The sequence below is a fragment of the Micromonospora parastrephiae genome (genome assembly GCF_016802865.1).
GTDB lineage: Bacteria > Actinomycetota > Actinomycetes > Mycobacteriales > Micromonosporaceae > Micromonospora > Micromonospora parastrephiae.
The window spans coordinates 1-16,388 of the sequence record NZ_JAEVHM010000128.1; the positions used below are offsets into that span (position 1 = coordinate 1).

Genomic DNA, 16,388 nt, shown 5'->3' on the forward strand with positions numbered 1-16,388 from the left:
GTGGCGGCGGTGCGGCCCGGCATCACCGGCGCGCAGGCCGACGCCGCCGCCCGCGAGCCGATCGCCGCCGCCGGTTACGGCCCCGCGTTCCTGCACCGCACCGGGCACGGCATCGGCCTCGACGGTCACGAGGAGCCCTACCTGGTGGCCGGCAACGACCGACCCCTCGACGCCGGGATGGCGTTCTCCATCGAACCCGGCATCTACCTGGCGGGCCGGCACGGCGCCCGTATCGAGGACATCGTCGTCTGCACCACCGACGGCGTGCAACGGCTCAACACCACCCCCACGGAGCTCATCGCGCTATGACTGTCGACCGGATCCTCCCCACCGACGAGGCCCACGACCTGCTGGACCTCGCCACCGAGCTCGCCGACCGCGAGCTCGCCCCGAAGGCCGCCGGCTTCGAGGAACGCGCCGAGTTCCCCCGCGAGGTGCTACGCACGATCGGCCGGGCCGGTCTGCTCGGCCTGCCCTACCCGGAGGAGTACGGCGGGGCGGCCCAGCCGTACGAGGTGTACCTGCAGGTGCTGGAGATCCTGGCCAGCCGCTGGCTGGCCGTCGCCGAGGCGGTCAGCGTGCACACCCTGTCCTGCTACCCGGTGGCCGCGTTCGGCACCGACGAGCAGCGCACGTTGCTGCCGGACATGCTCGGCGGCGAGCTGCTCGGCGCGTACTGCCTCTCCGAGCCGCAGGGCGGCTCGGACGCGGCGGCGTTGAGCACCCGGGCCGTGCGCGACGGTGACGCGTACGTCGTCTCCGGCACCAAGGCCTGGATCACCCATGCCCACACGGCCGACTTCTACAACATCTTCTGCCGCACCGGCGGGCCCGGCCCCAGGGGAATCTCCTGCCTGCTCGCCGATGCCGGGACCGCGGGCATCACGCCTCAGGCGGCCGAGCGGACGATGGGCCTGCGGGCCTCCCCGGTGGCGCAGATCGCGTTCGACGGGGCGCGGGTGCCGGCCGAGCGGTTGGTCGGCGGCGAGGGCGTCGGTTTCACCATCGCGATGTCCGCCCTGGACTCGGGCCGGTTGGGCATCGCCGCCTGCGCGGTCGGGCTGGCGCAGGCCGCCCTGGACTACGCGGTCTCCTACGCCCGGGAGCGGCAGCAGTTCGGCCGCTCCATCATCGACTTCCAGGGACTCGGCTTCCTGCTCGCCGACGCGGCCACCCAGATCGCCGCGGCCCGCGCGCTGACCCTCGCCGCGGCCCGGCTGCGCGACGCCGGTCGGCCGTACTCGATCGAGGCGGCCAAGGCGAAGCTCTTCGCCACCGACATGGCGATGCGGGTGACCACCGACGCCGTGCAGGTGCTCGGTGGCGCCGGTTACGTCAGCGACCACCCGGTGGAGCGGTACATGCGCGAGGCCAAGGTGCTGCAGATCGTGGAGGGCACCAACCAGATCCAGCGGCTGGTGATCTCCCGGGCCCTCGCCAAGAGCTGAGGACGGTGGGTGGTGGCGCGCCCGCGGTGGATCCACCGCGGGCCGTCGCCCGCGCGGTGCGGCGGGTACGTCGTCGCCCTCGGGCCGTTTTCCCGGTAGGTTGCTCGCCGTGGAGGAGATCGACCGCGCCATCGTCGCAGCGTTGACCGCTGACGGCCGCCTGTCGTACACGGATCTGGCCGAGAAGGTGGGCCTGTCGGTGTCCGCGGTGCACCAGCGGGTGCGCCGGCTGGAGCAGCGCGGGGTGATCAAGGGGTACGCCGCCCGGGTGTCGTTCGAGGCGTTGGAGCTGCCGCTGACCGCGTTCGTGGCGATCCGGCCGTTCGACCCGTCGCAGCCGGACGACGCCCCGGAGCGGCTGGCGCACCTACCCGAGATCGACTCCTGCTACTCGGTGGCGGGGGAGGACTTCTACCTGCTGCTGGTGCGGGTGGCCAGCCCGGCGGACCTGGAGCGGGTGCTCCAGGAGATCCGCACCTCGGCGAACGTGACGACCCGGACGACGGTGGTGCTGTCCACCCCGTACGAGAACCGGCCGCCGAAGATCAGTGCCGGGGCGCCGAGTCGGTCGCGGTCCCGGGTGCCGGAGGAGCCGGCTGGTTCCACCGCAGGATGACCTGCCGCTCGTGCTCGTGACCGAGCACGCTGACCGTGGCGGTGTCCAGCCGCAGTCGTCCGCCGGCGGACGGGGGCAGGCCGATCCAGCGGGCGCCGAGCACCCGCAGGCTGTGTGCGTGGCCGACCAGCGCGACGGTGCCCCGGTCGAGCAGCGGCGTGACCCGGGCCAGCACCCGGTCGAGCCGTTCGCCGACCTGCGCGGGTGACTCCCCGCCAGGGCAGCCGTCGGTCCAGATGTTCCAGTGCGGCTGGTCGGAGTGGATGTCGACCGTGGTGCGGCCCTCGTACTCGCCGTAGTTCCACTCGCTGAGGTCCTCGTCGACGGCGTCGACGGTGAGCCCGGCGAGCTGCGCGGTCCGCAGGGCCCGGGAGCGGGGACTGGCCAGCACGGTCATGAACCGTCGGCCGGCCAGGAACGCCGCGAGGGTGCGGGCCTGCCGCTCGCCGTCGGGGGTCAGCTCCAGGTCGGTGTACGAGGTGTGTCGCCGGCTGGCACTCCAGGTGGTCTCGCCGTGCCGGATCAGCAGGAGCTCTCCCATGCGGCCAAGTTAACCATCGTGGCCGACCCGACATGCGACCTTCCTCAACCTATCTTCCTAGGATGCCGTACGGGGTGTGCCGACCGGCACCGCCGGTTTCGGCAACCGGCAGACGGGCACACGAGCGGGAACACTCGCCAGACGGAGGAGACGCCATGAGCTTCACCGAGAAGGCACGTACGAAGGCCGAGCAGCTGGCCGGTGCCGCCAAGGAGCGGATCGGCGACCGGACCGACAACGAGTCGATGCGCGGCGACGGCGCTAGCCAGCAGTCGAACGCGCGGGCCAAGCAGGCTGGTCAGAACCTCAAGGAAGCCGGCGGCAAGATCAAGGACGCCTTCAACAAGTGACCCGAGCGGTCCACGGGTCCCCGGGCAGGTGCTGCCCGGGGACCCGTCACGTGCGGACTAGGGTCGGCGCGTGACCGTACTGCGCTCGCTGCTGCTCTTCGCCCTGGCCGCGCTCGCCGAGATCGGCGGAGCCTGGCTGGTCTGGCAGGGCTGGCGCGAGCACCGCGGCCTGTGGTGGATCGCGGCCGGCGTGGCGGCGCTGGGCTGCTACGGCTTCGTCGCCACGTTCCAGCCGGACGCGAACTTCGGCCGGATCCTGGCCGCGTACGGCGGGGTGTTCGTGGCGGGCTCGCTGGGCTGGGCAATGGTGGTGGACGGCTTCCGCCCGGACCGTTGGGACCTGGCCGGCGCGGCGCTCTGCCTGCTCGGCGTCGCCGTCATCATGTACGCCCCCCGCGGCGCCTCTGCCTAGCGCGGCGCGCCTTCCGTGCGCGCCGTCAGCGGTCGTCGTTCAGGCGGCGGAACGCTCCGGGACCGGTCGGCGGCGCAGGCCCACGCTCGAGATGGCCGGCGGTACGTAGGCAACGTCGTTGGGACCGGCGTCGGTGCCGGGCGGGGCGATCTCGTCGATCCGGTCGAGGATGTCGTCGCTCAGGGTGACGTCGGCGCCGGCCAGCAGGTCGTCGAGCTGTGCCATGGTGCGTGGCCCGATGATCGCCGAGGTGACGCCCGGGTGCGCGATCGCGAACGCCATCGCGAGGTGGGTCATCGGCAGGCCGGCCTGCTCGGCGAGCGGGACGAGCTGCTCCACGACGTCGAGCTTGCGCTCGTCGCTGAAGTGCTGCGGGGTGTAGCCCGACCGGTGGCTGTCCAGGTTCTGGCCCTTGCGGTACCGGCCGGTGAGCAGGCCCTGGCCCAGCGGGCTCCACACCAACGCGCCCATCCCGTAGCGCTGGCACACCGGCAGCACCTCACGTTCGATGCTCCGATTGATGATCGAATACGGCGGTTGTTCGGTGCGGAAGCGTTCGAGGCCGCGTCGCTCGGCGACCCACTGCGCTTCGACGATCTCCGACGCGGGAAAGGACGACGCGCCGATCGCGCGTACCTTGCCGCTGTGGACCAGGTCGGAGAGGGCGGACAGCGTCTCCTCCAGGTCGACCGACGGGTCGGGGCGGTGGACCTGGTAGAGGTCGAGGTGGTCGGTCTGCAAGCGGCGCAGGGAATCCTCGACCGCGGTGGTGATCCAGCGCCGTGAGTTTCCGCGCTGGTTCGGGTCGTTGCCCATCGGATAGTGCAGCTTGCTGGCGAGTACGACGTTGTCGCGGCGGCCCTTGAGCGCCTTGCCGACGATCACCTCGGATTCGCCGGCGGAATATACGTCGGCTGTGTCGACGAAGTTGATTCCTGCGTCGAGTGCCTTGTGGATGATGCGGATGGAGTCGTCGTGATCGGTGTTTCCCATGGCGCCGAACATCATGGCGCCCAGGCAGTACGGGCTGACTTCGATGCCGGTCCGGCCCAGGTTGCGGTATTTCACTGTTGTCCTTCGGAGTGTTTCGGTGATGGGTCGGTCTCGTGCCGCGGAATGGCGCGGGTGGTGGTGTGGACTATTCGGAAGGCGTCGAGGGCGTGGTGCGCAGTTCCTCGTCGTCGAACACGATCTCGACGAGTGGGCTGTGGGCGAACCAGTCGTCGAACGTCTGGCGCTGGCTCACCCGAGCCGCGATCTCGGGTCGGTTCTGCAGGTCGAGGACCGCGGTGATCACCCGCCGTCGTGTCGGCTCGTCGACCGGCACCGCTGTCGCGGGCAGGTCGGCCGTGACCCCGTGCTTGAGATGCACGTGAACCGTGGGTGGGCGCGCACGTTCGCGTACCAGCCGCGGGGTCCGGGCATGCCGGTCAGGTACCAGCGACCGTCGACCCGGTGGAACCAGATCTCGATGCGGCGGGGAGCGCCGGTGCGTGCGCCCAGGGTGGTGATGTCGATGGTGCGCTCGGCCGCGGTGGAGTCCGGTCCGATGGCGAGGGCTCGTGCGATGGCGTCGTCCACGTCACCCGGCCTTTCCTGTTCTTGTTCCGGTGAACTCCATGGAAGCACCGCAGAAGGGGGGGAACTAGCAAAATCGTCTCGTGTGGTTGCACGATCCTCTTCGGCGGTGTCAGGGGAGTGCGGCGCCGGCGATTTCGGAGCCGGCGCGTATGCGCAGCGCGTCGATGCTGGGTGGAGCACCGAACAGCCGCCGGTATTCGCGGCTGAATTGGGATGGGCTGTCGTATCCGACGCGGTGGGCGACGCGCGTGATTTCGTTGGGGCTGTTCGCCAGCAGTAGTCTCGCCGTCTGCAGGCGGATGTGCTTCTGGAACTGGATGGGGCTCATCGCCGTCACCGCCTGGAAGTTCCGGTGGAACGCGGAGACACTCATCCCGGAACGCTGTGCCACCTCGTCGACACGGAACGGCCGGGTGTAGTTCTCCCGGATCCATTGGATCGCCCGGGCGATGTGGCTCAGGCTGCTGTCGGCGAGGCCGATCTGCCGGACGACGTCGCCCTGTTCGCCGGTCATCAAGCGCCAGAGGATCTCGCGCTTGAACAGCGGGGCCAGTGTCCTGCGGTCCTGTGGCCGGTCGAGGAGGCGCAGCAACCGCACGATGGCGTCGAGCAGGTCGTCCGGGGCGTCACTGACCACGATTCCGGGCCGCGCGGTGCTGGGGGAACGTGGCAGATCGCCGGGACCGGCGTGCAGCAGCAGCTCCGCGATGGTGGCGGGGTCCAGGGTCATCCCGAAGCCGAGTGTGGGACTGCCCGGGGTGGCGTTGATGACGTGGCCGGTCACCGGGAGGTCGACCGAGGCGACGAGATACTGACCCGGGCCGTACTCGTAGACCTGGTCGCCGAGGGCGAGGCGCTTGCCACCTCGGGCGATGACCGCCAGCACCTTGCCGGACATGGAGGAGACCGGCGGGGCGCTGTGGTCGATCTGGCAGACGCGCACGCCTTCGACGGCGGTGGTCAGATCGAGGCGTACATGCCGTTCCAACATGTCGCGAAGCTCGTCCAGGGGCATGCCCAGAGTGCAGCACGAGACCTGCGGTGATCGCTGGTCAGCGGCAGGATCGTGCAAGAACTCGCGTGTTTTGTGGCCGCGTCCACCGGGCCTGGTCGACAGCTGGGGGACAACGGTTCGCCTTCACATTTGCGATGATCACCGCCGTGATCCGACCTCGGCTTCGCCCGTTGTTTGGCGTACTGGTTGCGGTGGCCGTTCTCGGCGGTGCCGGGTGCGAGGCGTCCCGGGTGCCGCCGCCGGACCGGCCGGCCTTCGTTGGTTCGTCCGCCTCCGCGGTTGAGCCGTCGATCAGCGTCGCCCCGCGGGAGGCGCCGCCCACCGTGTCGGGTGCGACACGGGTGGGGAGCCGACCGCCGGTGGTGGATCATGGGCCGCGTACCGGCAATCGGGTGGCGTTGACGTTCGACGCGGACATGACCGACGGGATGCTGAGCAACCTGCGCGCCGGTCGGGTGACGTCGTACGCCAACCTGCGCATCCTCGATCTGCTGGAGCGGGAGCAGGTGCCGGCGACCTTCTTCCTCACCGGCAAGTGGGTGCAGCGGTATCCGGAGATCACCCGGCGGATCGCCGACAACCCGCGCTTCGAGCTGGCCAACCACACCTACGGGCACGCGGCGTTCACCGACGACTGCTACGACCTGCCCCGGCTGCCCGTCGGCGACCTGACCGACGATGTGGCGAAGACGTTCGAGGTGATCGAGCCGTACGGGGGGCGGCAGACCCGGTACTTCCGCTTTCCGGGGCTGTGCCACGACGCGGCGGCGCTGGACGCCCTGGCGCCGCTGGGTGTGACTGTCGTCGACGGGGACGTGATCAGCGGCGATCCGTTCGCGACCGCGTGGAAGCCGTTGGTGGGTGCGGTGTTGGATCACCTACGCCCCGGGTCGATCGTGATCATGCATGTGACCGAGGCGAACGCGGCGATGACCGACGAGGCGTTGCCGCACATCCTTGCCGGGCTGCGCGAGCGGGGGTTGGCGCCGGCGACGTTGTCGGAGGTGTTGGCCGGGGCCTGACGTGCCGGCCGATTCGCCGGCATGATGCCGGCGAGCGTGGTCCCTCCGCGTCATGGTGTTGCCGGGGAGTCGTCACCCTCGTCCGGGACCGACCGATGCCGGGGAAGGATCGACATGACGCCGGGGCGCCCGCGCGTCGGTCAGGAGCATCAGCGTCAGCACGGCGGTGACGGTGACGAGCTGCACGGCGGCGGGGAGGGTGACTCCGACGGGGATGGTGGCCAGCACCGCGAGCGCGGCGGTGGGCCGGCTGCGGGGGATGGGCAGGCGTAGGGCGCGGCGGGTGGCGGCGATGCCGATCAGGAAGAGGGTGACGCCGCCGCTGAGGGCGAGGGCGGCGCCGGGGCTGGCCGGCTGGTCGGGGTGCGCGACGGCGGTGTGCAGGTCGGCGGCGGTGGGGATGACCCCGAGCAGGAGCAGGAAGTGGGGGAGGACGAAGGTCCTGGCGGCGATTCGGCTGCGGGCGGCGGGTGCCGCGTAGGCGAGGACGGCCTCGGCGGGTCGGGTGTCGGCGAAGTAGATCCACCAGAGGACGGCGGGCAGGGCGAACGCGAGCACTATCGTGGCGGCCCTGCCGGCGGTGAACTGTTCGGTGGGGACGCCCATGCCGATGGTGATGACGGATTCGCCGAGGGCGACGATGACGAGCAGGCCGTGTCGTTCGACGAAGTGCGCCGGCCTGAGGTGGAAGGCGGCGGCGACGCCGATCCAGGAGTGGCGCGGGAGCAGGTATGGCAGGACGGCCTGGGCGAGTACGGCGGCGGTCCAGAGGGCGGGCACGGCGGGGCCGCTGAACGCGGATGCGGCCAGGACGAGCAGGGCGGCGCCGAGGTTGTAGGGGGCGAGTCGGCGGACGCCGGCGCGGGCGTCGGAGTGCATGAACAGCAGGAGGTGCACGATGACGACGATCAGGTACCCGATGGCGAAGACCAGGCCGGTGTCGGCGAGGGCGTCGGGCAGGGCGACGGCGGTGAGCAGGAAGCCGGCCATGCCGGCGAGGAGCAGTAGCTTGCTGGCGTTCTGCCGGGGTGGGACGTGGTTGGTGAGCCAGGCGTAGCCGGTGTAGAGGTACCAGAGCAGCCCGAAGATGAGCACGGTGCGGCCGAGGGCGGCCCAGCTGAGGTCGGTTTCCAGGGCGTGGGTGAGCTGGGTGATGGTCAGGACGAAGACGACGTCGAAGAAGATTTCGATGGGAGCGACCTGGGCGGCGGTGGCGTCCGGGGCGGGCCGCGGGTGTCCCATGGTGGGGACGGTAGTCGTCCGGAATGCGTGACACCCCCGGGATTGGGATCCGCGGGGGTGTCGTGGGTGGTGGTCAGTCGTCGCGGTGGTCGGTCCACCACTGCTGGCCGCCGTCGGGCAGGGTGTCGATCGGGTCGTAGTAGGCGTAGCGCTTGTTGAGCGCCTCCAGGTCGGCGGACTCGATGGAGGTGCGGTAGTTCTTGGTCCAGTAGGAGATGCCGCGCTCACGGTCGTAGTCGGTGAGCATGTGGACCCAGCGCTTGCCGACGAAGGGGACGTCGCAGACGATCCGGGGGGTGGCGTAGCCGGGCAGGTAGCCCATGATGTCGTGCTGGAGCTGCTGGGCGTGCCAGACCGGGACGCGCCAGTGCTCGGCGTTGGGGATCATGTCGCACATGTAGAAGTAGTACGGCAGGATCCCGGCTTCGCCCTGGAGCGCGAAGCAGAGGTCGAGCAGCTCGGGGGTGGCGGCGTTGACGCCGCGCATGAGCACGCCCTGGTTGCGGACGTCGCGGACGCCGACGTCGAGGGCGGTCTGGGCGGCCTTGGCGACCAGTGGGGTGAGCGACTGGGCGTGGTTGACGTGGGTGTGGATGGCGAGGTTGACGCCGCGGCGGGCGGCGGTGCGGGCGACGCGTTCGAGGCCTTCGACGACGTCGGGCTGTAGCCAGTGCTGGGGGAGGCCCATGAGGGCCTTGGTGGCGAGCCGGATGTCGCGGACCGTCTCCAGTTCCAGCAGCCGCATGAGGTACGACTCGAGGTTGCGCCAGGGCACGTTGGCCACGTCGCCGCCGGATACGACCACGTCGCGGACGCCGGGGTGGGCCTTGAGGTAGGCGATGTGGGCGTCGTAGCGCTCGACGGGCTTGAGGGTGAGCTTGAGCTTGTCGACGGCGGGGGTGGAGTTGCCGACCAGGTCCATGCGGGTGCAGTGGCCGCAGTACTGGGGGCAGGTGGAGAGCAGTTCGGCGAGGACCTTGGTGGGGTAGCGGTGGGTGAGGCCTTCGGCGACCCACATGTCGTGTTCGTGCAGGCTGTCGCGGCTGGCGTAGGGGTGTGACGGCCAGTCGGTGCGTCGGTCGGAGGCGACCGGGATCATGTAGCGGCGGATGGGGTCGGCGAGCAGCGCTTCGGTGGTGAGGGGCGCGAACGGCACCATCGTGTTGATCATTTGGGGTGGCACCAGCATGGACATGGTGGCCAGGGCCTTCTGGTCGGCCTCGAGGTCGGTGTAGAAGCTGTCGTCGATGAGGTCGCCGAGGACGGTGCGGAGCTGCTTGATGTTCTTGACGCAGTTGACGCGCTGCCACTGGGCGGATTCCCACTGGTCGCGGGTGACGTGGCGCCAGCCGGGGAAGCGGGTCCAGTCGGGTTCGACGAGGGGGCGGCGGTGGTATTCGTACGGCTGCCCGGCGGTCGGTGCGGCGACCGGGGCGTGACGGGGGTGCGGGATGGTGTGGGTCACGGCCCCTCCTCGGTGCTGCGGCTGATCATCGAAACCCAAAGGCTACTGGAAAATATTCGGTACAGAAACTAGTCTGCCGTAAGTTTTCCCGTTACGCGAGCCTTGACCGGGGCTTCGGGCGGCTGGACAGGGGAGGTCGGCGTGACGTCACCGGTGGGACTGCACCGCGTCGTGCAACCGGCGGGGGTGCTGCCGCAGGCGGCCTGGCGGTTGGACGCGTCCGCCGCCGTCGCGCCGAACGAGGTGCGGATCCGGGTGCAGCGGCTCAACCTGGACGCGGCGAGTTTCCGGCAGTTGTCGGAGAAGCACGGCGGCGACGGCGACGCGGTCCGCGCCGAGGTGCTGGAGATCATCTCGACGCGGGGGAAGATGCAGAACCCGGTGACCGGGTCGGGCGGGATGCTGATCGGCACGGTCGAGGAGGCCGGCCGGCGTTCCCCGCTCGGGCTCAAGCCCGGGCAGCGGGTCGCCACCCTGGTGTCGTTGACGTTGACGCCCCTGGTGATCACCGATGGGTTGGCCCGCTGGGACGGGCGCAGCGAGCAGGTGCCCTGTGACGGGTGGGCAATCCTGTTCGCGCGCTCCATCGCCGCGGTGCTGCCCGACGACGAGGATCCCCAGTTGTCCCTCGCCGTGCTGGACGTGTGTGGGGCGCCCGCGCTGACCACTCGGGTGGTGTCGCGCTACGTCGAGGAGCGTCGGCGTACCGGTGATCCGACGCCGGTGCGGGTCGCGGTGATCGGTGGGGCCGGCAAGAGCGGATCGCTGTCGCTCGCGGCGGCGCGCCGGGCGGGCGCTGCTCGTACCGTGGGGGTGGTGCCGGTGGCGGCGGAGCGCGACGCGCTGACTGCCGCCGGTCTGGCTTCGGTGGTGGCGTTGGCCGACGCGCGGGACCCGGTGGCGCTCTCCGCGGCGGTGACCACCGCCCTGAGCGCCCCGGCGGACGTCACGGTGGTGTGCGTGGACGTGCCGGGGTGTGAGCACGGCGCGATCCTGGCCACCGCGGACGGCGGCACCGTGATCTTCTTCTCGATGGCGACGAGTTTCTCCGCGGCGGCGTTGGGCGCGGAGGGGCTGGCGGCGGACGTGACGATGCTGGTGGGCAACGGGTACGTGCCGGGGCACGCGGAGCTGGCGTTGGGGCTGTTGCGCGCCGATCCGGGGGTGCGTCAGCTTTTCGCGGCGCGGGTCGCGGCAGACTGAGGTCATGACGAACCCCTCGACGTTGTACCGCGGCGGCGTGCTGCACTGCCCCGCCGACCCGAGCGCCACCGCGCTGCTGGTGTCCGGTGGGCGGATCGCCTGGTTGGGGACCGACGGTGACGCGCCGCCGGCCGACCGGGTGGTGGACCTGGGTGGGGCGCTGGTGACGCCGGCGTTCGTGGACGCGCACGTGCACGCCACCGACACCGGACTGGCGTTGTCCGGGCTGGAGTTGTCCGGGGTGCGCTCGGCGGGGCAGTTGCTCGACGCGGTGGCGGGGTTCGCGGCGGGTCTGCCGGGCGACGCGGTGGTGCTGGGGCACGGCTGGGACGAGTCGGGCTGGACGGACGCGACGTTGCCGGACGCGGCGGCGTTGGACCGGGCGGCCGGGGGTCGGCGGGTGTACCTGTCGCAGGCGTCGATCCATTCGGCGTTGGTGTCGTCGGCGCTGCTGGCGGCGTGCCCGCAGGCGCAGCGGGCGGCCGGCTTCGACGCGTCGGGGTGGTTGCGACGCGACGCGCACCACGTGGTGCGGGCGGCGGCGCAGGCGTCGGTGAGTCGGGCGCAGCGGGTCGCCGCGCAGCGTGCGGCGCTCGCGCACGCCGCGTCGCTGGGCATCGCCGCGGTGCACGAGTGCGGTGGTCCCGACATCTCCGACGAGGAGGACTTCACCGGACTGCTGGGCATCTCCGGCGCGGGGCTGCCGGAGGTGTACGGGTACTGGGGCGAGTTGGGTGGAGCGGCGCGGGCCCGGGAGTTGGGCGCGGTGGGCGCCGGCGGTGACCTGTTCGCCGACGGGGCGTTGGGTTCGCGTACGGCGCACGTGTCGCAGCCGTACGGCGACGGTGACGGTTGTGGGCACGGGTACCTGTCGGCCGAGCAGGTGCGCGATCACCTGTTGGACTGCGCGGCGCACGGCCTGCAGGGCGGCTTCCACGCGATCGGTGACGCGGCGATCGGCACGGTCCTCGACGGTTTCGCGGGGGCGGCGCGGACGCTGGGTGTGGAGCGGCTGCGCGCGGCGCGGCACCGGGTCGAGCACGCGGAGATCATGAGCAAGCGGCTGATCGCCGGGTTCGTGGAGTACGGGATCGTGGCGAGCATGCAGCCGGCGTTCGACCGGTTGTGGGGTGGCGCGGGCCGCATGTACGAGTCGCGGTTGGGTCTGGACCGGTCGTTGGAGTCGAACCCGATGGGTGCGATGCACTCGGTCGGGGTCGCGTTGGCGTTCGGGTCGGATTCGCCGGTGACGTCGCTGGACCCGTGGGGTTCGGTGCGGGCCGCGGCGGCGCATCACAACCCGGCGCAGCGGATGAGTGTGCGGGCGGCGTTCGCGGCGCACACCCGTGGCGGGTGGCGGGCGGTGCACCTGGACGTCGAGGGGGTCCTCGCGTTGGGTGCGCCGGCGACGTTCGCGGTGTGGTCGACGCCGGCGGGGGTGGAGCGCGGCCTGCCGGTGCTGCTCGCCGAGGACCCGGAGATGCGGGGTCCGGACGATCCGACGCCGCTGCCGGTGTGCCGGCGTCTGGTGCTGCGCGGTGAGGTCATCTACGAGGGAGGGTCATCGTGAGCGAGCGAACCATCAGGCACGGGAGCGAGTGGATGGTCGATGAGCAAGCTTGATCTTGATCCGGTGTTGGTGGCGCGGGCGCGGGAGTTGGCGCGTCGTGCCGGCCAGCCGGTGGTGGACCTGGCGCGCAGCCACACCACGGTGTCGGTGGAGCGGGCGGTGCTGCGGCTGGCCGGGGTGAGCGGCGCGGACCCGGACGGCATTCCGTGGGTGAACCGGCTCGTCGACGCGGTCGTCGCGGACGTCGGGCTGGGGCACGGGGTGGCGGTGCCGGTGTTCGACGCCCTGGCCCGCGAGGGTCTGACCGACGTGACGTTGCTGGCGCAGAAGGCCGCCGCCGGGTCGGTGTCCTTCGCGCTGCCCACCGGGCGGGCCGCGACGGCCGCCCGGTCGGCGGCGCGCAGGGCCGTCGGGGCGGGCATCCGGCGCATCGACCGGCGGCGCGCCGAGCGGGACCGGCTCATCAAGCGGCACGGTGACCCGAAGCAGCGGCCGTGGATCTACCTGATCGTGGCGACCGGGGACATCTACGAGGACATTCCGCAGGCCCAGGCGGCGGCCCGGGCGGGTGCGGACGTGATCGCGGTGATCCGCTCGACGGGGCAGTCGCTGCTGGACTACGTGCCCGAGGGCGCGACCCGGGAGGGGTTCGCCGGCACGTACGCCACGCAGGAGAACTTCCGGCTGATGCGCGCGGCGTTGGACGAGTCGTCGAAGGAGTTGGGCCGCTACGTGCGGCTGACCAACTACGCGTCGGGCCTGTGCATGCCGGAGATGGCGACCCTGGCCGGGTTGGAACGGCTCGACATGATGCTCAACGACTCGATGTACGGGATCCTGTTCCGCGACATCAACCCGGTCCGTACGTTCGTCGACCAGCGGTTCTCCCGGCAGGTGCACGCCCGCGCCGGGATCATCATCAACACCGGTGAGGACAACTACCTGACCACCGCCGACGCCGTCGACGAGGCGCACACGGTGACGGTGTCGCAGCTGCTCAACGAGTTCTTCGCGCACGAGGCGGGGTTGGCGGACTGGCAGTTGGGGCTGGGGCACGCGTTCGAGATCAACCCGGAGGTGCCGGAGTCGTTCCGCCTGGAGTTGGCGCACGCCCTGCTGGCACGGGAGTTGTTCCCCGACGCGCCGTTGAAGTGGATGCCGCCGACCAAGCACATGACCGGTGACGTGTTCCGGGGCAACCTGCTCGACGGGTTCTTCAACCTGGCCGGCACGCTCACCGGGCAGGGCATCCTGCTGGTCGGGATGATGACCGAGGCGGTGGTGACGCCGTGGCTGTCCGACCGGGACATCGCCCTGCAGAACGTGCGGTACGTGCTGGGCGCGGCCGGTGGGCTGCACGAGGACTTCGTGCCGGCGCCGGGCGGGTTCATCCGCCGGCGCGCCAACCAGGTTCTCGGTGAGGCACTGGACCTGCTGGAGCGCATCGGGGAGCAGACGCTGCTCACCGCCATCGCCGAGGGCACGTTCGGGATCATGAAGCGGCCCGCGGACCGGGGCAAGGGCCTCGACGGGGTCGCCGCGCACGAGGCCGACTACTGCAACCCGGCCACCGACATCCTGGAGGCGGCGGCGTGAGCGAGCGAACCGGCCAGCACAGCAGCGCGACGATCGTGCGCCCGTACGGGGACACCACCGGCGACGGGATGGTGCAGGTGTCGTTCACGCTGCCGGTGGCGCACGACAAGCGGGCTGAGGGCGCGGCGCTGCAGTTGGCCAACCGGATGGGCATCGACCCGGCGATGGTGGTGCACGCCAAGCCGATGGGTGACGGGTTCACGTTCTTCGTGGTGTACGGGCGGGTGAACCACCTGGTCGACCTCGACGCGGTGCAGGTGGTGGAACGGGACTTCGCGCTGCTGTCGGCCAAGGAGGTCAACACGGTGGTCAAGCAGCGGCTGCGGCGCAAGCTGTCCGTCGTCGGGGCGTGCATCGGCACCGACGCGCACACCGTGGGCATCGACGCGATCCTCAACGTCAAGGGCATCGCGGGGGAGAAGGGCCTGGAGTACTACCGGGAGTTGAAGGTCACCAACCTGGGGGCGCAGGTCAGCGTGCCGGAGCTGGTGGAGGCCGCCCGGGTGGAGAAGGCCGACGCGGTGCTGGTGTCGCAGGTCGTCACCCAACGCGACGCGCACCTGCACAACACCCGGGAGATGTCGGCGGCGTTCCGCGAGGCGATGCCGGCCGGACGGCGGCCGCTGCTGATCGTCGGTGGCCCCCGCTTCGACGAGACGATGACCGACGAACTGGGCGTGGACCGGATCTTCGGCCGGGGCACCACGCCCGGCGAGGTGGCCAGCTACCTGGTGCACGCCCTGATCACGCAGCGGAAGGCGAACACATGACCGACGCACGGCTCGGGTTGACGGTGACGCACCGGCGGTACGTGCCGTACTCGCACGCCCACTACGCCGGCAACCTCGTCGACGGGGCGTACGCCCTCGGACTGTTCGGCGACGTCGCCACCGAGGTGTGCATCCAGACTGACGGCGACGAGGGCCTGTTCGCCGGGTACTCCGACGTGCGGTTCACCGCGCCCATCCGCGCCGGCGACGTGGTGCAGGTGACCGCGCAGGTGACGCGGGTGGGCACCCGCAGCCGCACCCTGGAGCTGAGCTGCGCCGTGGTCTGCCGGGGCCGCCCGGACCGCTCCGAATCCGCCGCGGAGGTCCTCGACCCGCCGATCGTGGCGGTCACCGCGACGGGCACCGTGGTCGTTCCCGCCGCCAGAGTGAGTCGCGAGGAGTGAGCCGGGGTTGCGAGCCCCGCAGTCGCGAACACCAGAGGCACAGTGAGTCGCGAGGAGTGAGCCGGGGTTGCGAGCCCCGCAGTCGCGAACAGGGAAGGCCGGTGACCCTCGCGGTCTGCGCGGACGTCGGCTCCACGTACACCAAGGTGGCGGTGGTGGACCTGGCCGCGGGTGTGCTGGTGGGCGCGGCGGCCGCGCCCACCACGGTGGGTACCGACGTCCTGCGCGGTCTGGACGCCGCGGTCGCGGCGGCCACCGCCGGGCTCGGGGTGCGCGACGTGCCGTGGTACGTGTGCTCGTCGGCCGGCGGTGGGCTGCGGCTGGCCGTGATCGGCTACGAGCCGCTGGTCACCGCGCAGGCGGGGCGGCGGGTCGGGTTGTCCGCCGGCGCGCACGTGGTGCACGTGGCGGCCGGGCGGCTCGCCGCGGCGGACCTGACGGCGCTGCGGGCGGCCCGACCGGACGTGGTGCTGCTCGTCGGCGGCACCGACGGCGGTGACGCCGACACGATCACCCACAACGCGACCCGGCTGGCGCGGGCCCGCTGGCGCAGACCGGTGGTGTACGCGGGCAACGCCGACGTGCGCGCGGAGCTGACCGGGTTGTTGCAGGCCGCCGGGGTGCCGGTGACCGGCGCGGACAACGTCCTGCCGCGCATCGGGGTGCTCGCCCCGGAGTCGGCGCGGGCGGCGATCCGGGCGGTGTTTTTGCGCCACGTCATCGGCGGTAAACGGCTGTCCAGGGGCGGCCGGTTCGCGCGGCTGGTGCGCGCCGCCACCCCCGACGCCGTCCTCACCGGCGTGGAGGTGCTCGCCGACACCATCGGCGGGGACCTCGCCGTCGTCGACGTGGGCGGCGCCACCACCGACGTGTACTCGGTGCTCACCCCCGACGAGCGGGCCACCGGGCCGGGCCGGGAGGTCGCCGGCAGCCTGTGGCGGGCCCGCACCGTGGAGGGTGACCTGGGGATGCGGTGGAGCGCCCCCGGGGTCGTACGCGCCGCCGCCGAGGAGCGGCTGCTCGCCGCCGGTGAGTCCGACACGCTGACGGCCGCCGCGGCGCGTCGCGCCGCCGACCCGGGGTTCCTCGCCGTCGACGACGTCGAGCGGGTCACGGACGCCCGCATCGCCGCCCTCGCGGCGACGGTGGCGTT

At 71.5% G+C, this 16,388-nt stretch carries 19 protein-coding genes; 12 read left to right on the forward strand and 7 right to left on the reverse strand.

Annotated features, from left to right (window positions below):
- The 3 genes from JNW91_RS21865 to JNW91_RS21875 all read left to right on the forward strand — a co-directional run.
- Positions 1-309: M24 family metallopeptidase (locus JNW91_RS21865; protein WP_203177357.1), on the forward strand; the 309-nt coding region annotated here is incomplete at its 5' end.
- Positions 306-1,448, forward strand: coding sequence for an acyl-CoA dehydrogenase family protein (locus JNW91_RS21870; protein WP_203177358.1), 1,143 nt, complete (start codon positions 306-308; stop codon positions 1,446-1,448). The genes JNW91_RS21865 and JNW91_RS21870, both read left to right, overlap by 4 nt.
- A 109-nt stretch (positions 1,449-1,557) precedes the next feature.
- Positions 1,558-2,064 carry an Lrp/AsnC family transcriptional regulator gene (locus JNW91_RS21875; protein ID WP_203177359.1) on the forward strand — a complete coding sequence of 169 codons (507 nt, stop codon included), beginning with the start codon at positions 1,558-1,560 and terminating at the stop codon, positions 2,062-2,064.
- On the opposite strand, the gene JNW91_RS21880 is transcribed toward JNW91_RS21875, so the two are convergent.
- Positions 1,994-2,605, reverse strand: coding sequence for a histidine phosphatase family protein (locus tag JNW91_RS21880; RefSeq protein ID WP_203177360.1), 612 nt, complete (start codon positions 2,603-2,605; stop codon positions 1,994-1,996). The genes JNW91_RS21875 and JNW91_RS21880 overlap by 71 nt on opposite strands.
- A 155-nt stretch (positions 2,606-2,760) precedes the next feature.
- Here JNW91_RS21880 and JNW91_RS21885 point away from each other — a divergent pair, with 155 nt between their 5' ends.
- Positions 2,761-2,955 carry a CsbD family protein gene (locus tag JNW91_RS21885; RefSeq protein ID WP_203177361.1) on the forward strand — a complete coding sequence of 65 codons (195 nt, stop codon included), beginning with the start codon at positions 2,761-2,763 and terminating at the stop codon, positions 2,953-2,955.
- Between the two features lie 70 nt (positions 2,956-3,025).
- Positions 3,026-3,367, forward strand: a complete 342-nt coding sequence (locus JNW91_RS21890) for a YnfA family protein (protein WP_203177362.1) — start codon at positions 3,026-3,028, stop codon at positions 3,365-3,367.
- 39 nt (positions 3,368-3,406) lie between these two features.
- Here JNW91_RS21890 and JNW91_RS21895 read toward each other — a convergent pair whose 3' ends face one another.
- The 4 genes from JNW91_RS21895 to JNW91_RS21910 all read right to left on the reverse strand — a co-directional run bounded on the left by JNW91_RS21895 (position 3,407) and on the right by JNW91_RS21910 (position 5,963).
- Positions 3,407-4,435, reverse strand: coding sequence for an aldo/keto reductase (locus tag JNW91_RS21895; RefSeq protein ID WP_203177363.1), 1,029 nt, complete (start codon positions 4,433-4,435; stop codon positions 3,407-3,409).
- 70 nt (positions 4,436-4,505) lie between these two features.
- On the reverse strand, positions 4,506-4,739 hold the full coding sequence (locus tag JNW91_RS21900) for a hypothetical protein (RefSeq protein ID WP_203177375.1): 234 nt from the start codon (positions 4,737-4,739) through the stop codon (positions 4,506-4,508).
- Entirely contained in the window at positions 4,661-5,128 is a 468-nt protein-coding gene (locus JNW91_RS34015) for a nitroreductase/quinone reductase family protein (protein WP_407664366.1), read from the reverse strand. The genes JNW91_RS21900 and JNW91_RS34015 overlap by 79 nt, the downstream gene beginning before the upstream one ends.
- A complete protein-coding gene (locus JNW91_RS21910; RefSeq protein ID WP_203177365.1) occupies positions 5,058-5,963 on the reverse strand; it encodes an AraC family transcriptional regulator in 906 nt (301 codons plus the stop codon). The genes JNW91_RS34015 and JNW91_RS21910 overlap by 71 nt, the downstream gene beginning before the upstream one ends.
- 362 nt (positions 5,964-6,325) lie before the next feature.
- On the opposite strand from JNW91_RS21910, the gene JNW91_RS21915 reads away from it, so the two are divergent.
- Positions 6,326-6,985, forward strand: a complete 660-nt coding sequence (locus tag JNW91_RS21915) for a polysaccharide deacetylase family protein (protein WP_309244452.1) — start codon at positions 6,326-6,328, stop codon at positions 6,983-6,985.
- Between the two features lie 72 nt (positions 6,986-7,057).
- Here the strand turns inward: JNW91_RS21915 and JNW91_RS21920 are convergent, their stop codons facing one another.
- Positions 7,058-8,227: a low temperature requirement protein A gene (locus tag JNW91_RS21920; RefSeq protein WP_203177367.1), complete on the reverse strand. Its 1,170-nt coding sequence runs from the start codon at positions 8,225-8,227 to the stop codon at positions 7,058-7,060.
- Between the two features lie 73 nt (positions 8,228-8,300).
- Entirely contained in the window at positions 8,301-9,692 is a 1,392-nt protein-coding gene (locus tag JNW91_RS21925; RefSeq protein ID WP_203177368.1) for a KamA family radical SAM protein, read from the reverse strand.
- 141 nt (positions 9,693-9,833) lie between these two features.
- On the opposite strand from JNW91_RS21925, the gene kdd reads away from it, so the two are divergent.
- From kdd to JNW91_RS21955, 6 genes are all read left to right on the forward strand, one after another.
- The gene (kdd, locus tag JNW91_RS21930) at positions 9,834-10,895 is read left to right on the forward strand and encodes an L-erythro-3,5-diaminohexanoate dehydrogenase (protein ID WP_456085417.1); all 1,062 of its coding nucleotides are present in this window, start codon (positions 9,834-9,836) and stop codon (positions 10,893-10,895) included.
- A 4-nt stretch (positions 10,896-10,899) separates the two neighbouring features.
- Positions 10,900-12,465, forward strand: coding sequence for an amidohydrolase (locus tag JNW91_RS21935; RefSeq protein ID WP_203177369.1), 1,566 nt, complete (start codon positions 10,900-10,902; stop codon positions 12,463-12,465).
- A 39-nt stretch (positions 12,466-12,504) separates the two neighbouring features.
- The gene (gene kamD, locus JNW91_RS21940; protein ID WP_203177370.1) at positions 12,505-14,061 is read left to right on the forward strand and encodes a lysine 5,6-aminomutase subunit alpha; all 1,557 of its coding nucleotides are present in this window, start codon (positions 12,505-12,507) and stop codon (positions 14,059-14,061) included.
- Entirely contained in the window at positions 14,058-14,831 is a 774-nt protein-coding gene (kamE, locus tag JNW91_RS21945; protein ID WP_309244451.1) for a lysine 5,6-aminomutase subunit beta, read from the forward strand. Before kamD ends, kamE begins: the two co-directional genes overlap by 4 nt.
- Positions 14,828-15,235: a 3-aminobutyryl-CoA ammonia lyase gene (gene kal, locus JNW91_RS21950; RefSeq protein WP_203177371.1), complete on the forward strand. Its 408-nt coding sequence runs from the start codon at positions 14,828-14,830 to the stop codon at positions 15,233-15,235. Before kamE ends, kal begins: the two co-directional genes overlap by 4 nt.
- Positions 15,236-15,336: 101 nt before the next feature.
- Positions 15,337-16,388: glutamate mutase L (locus JNW91_RS21955; RefSeq protein WP_203177372.1), on the forward strand; the 1,052-nt coding region annotated here is incomplete at its 3' end.

Bases quoted from the DNA above. Each gene is read 5' to 3' on its own strand.
- JNW91_RS21870 (WP_203177358.1), top strand. From the start codon at position 306: ATGACTGTCGACCGGATCCTCCCCACCGACGAGGCCCACGACCTGCTG.
- JNW91_RS21880 (WP_203177360.1), bottom strand. From the start codon at position 2,605: ATGGGAGAGCTCCTGCTGATCCGGCACGGCGAGACCACCTGGAGTGCC.
- JNW91_RS21885 (WP_203177361.1), top strand. From the start codon at position 2,761: ATGAGCTTCACCGAGAAGGCACGTACGAAGGCCGAGCAGCTGGCCGGT.
- JNW91_RS21910 (WP_203177365.1), bottom strand. From the start codon at position 5,963: ATGCCCCTGGACGAGCTTCGCGACATGTTGGAACGGCATGTACGCCTC.
- JNW91_RS21920 (WP_203177367.1), bottom strand. From the start codon at position 8,227: ATGGGACACCCGCGGCCCGCCCCGGACGCCACCGCCGCCCAGGTCGCT.
- JNW91_RS21935 (WP_203177369.1), top strand. From the start codon at position 10,900: ATGACGAACCCCTCGACGTTGTACCGCGGCGGCGTGCTGCACTGCCCC.
- kamD (WP_203177370.1), top strand. From the start codon at position 12,505: ATGAGCAAGCTTGATCTTGATCCGGTGTTGGTGGCGCGGGCGCGGGAG.
- kal (WP_203177371.1), top strand. From the start codon at position 14,828: ATGACCGACGCACGGCTCGGGTTGACGGTGACGCACCGGCGGTACGTG.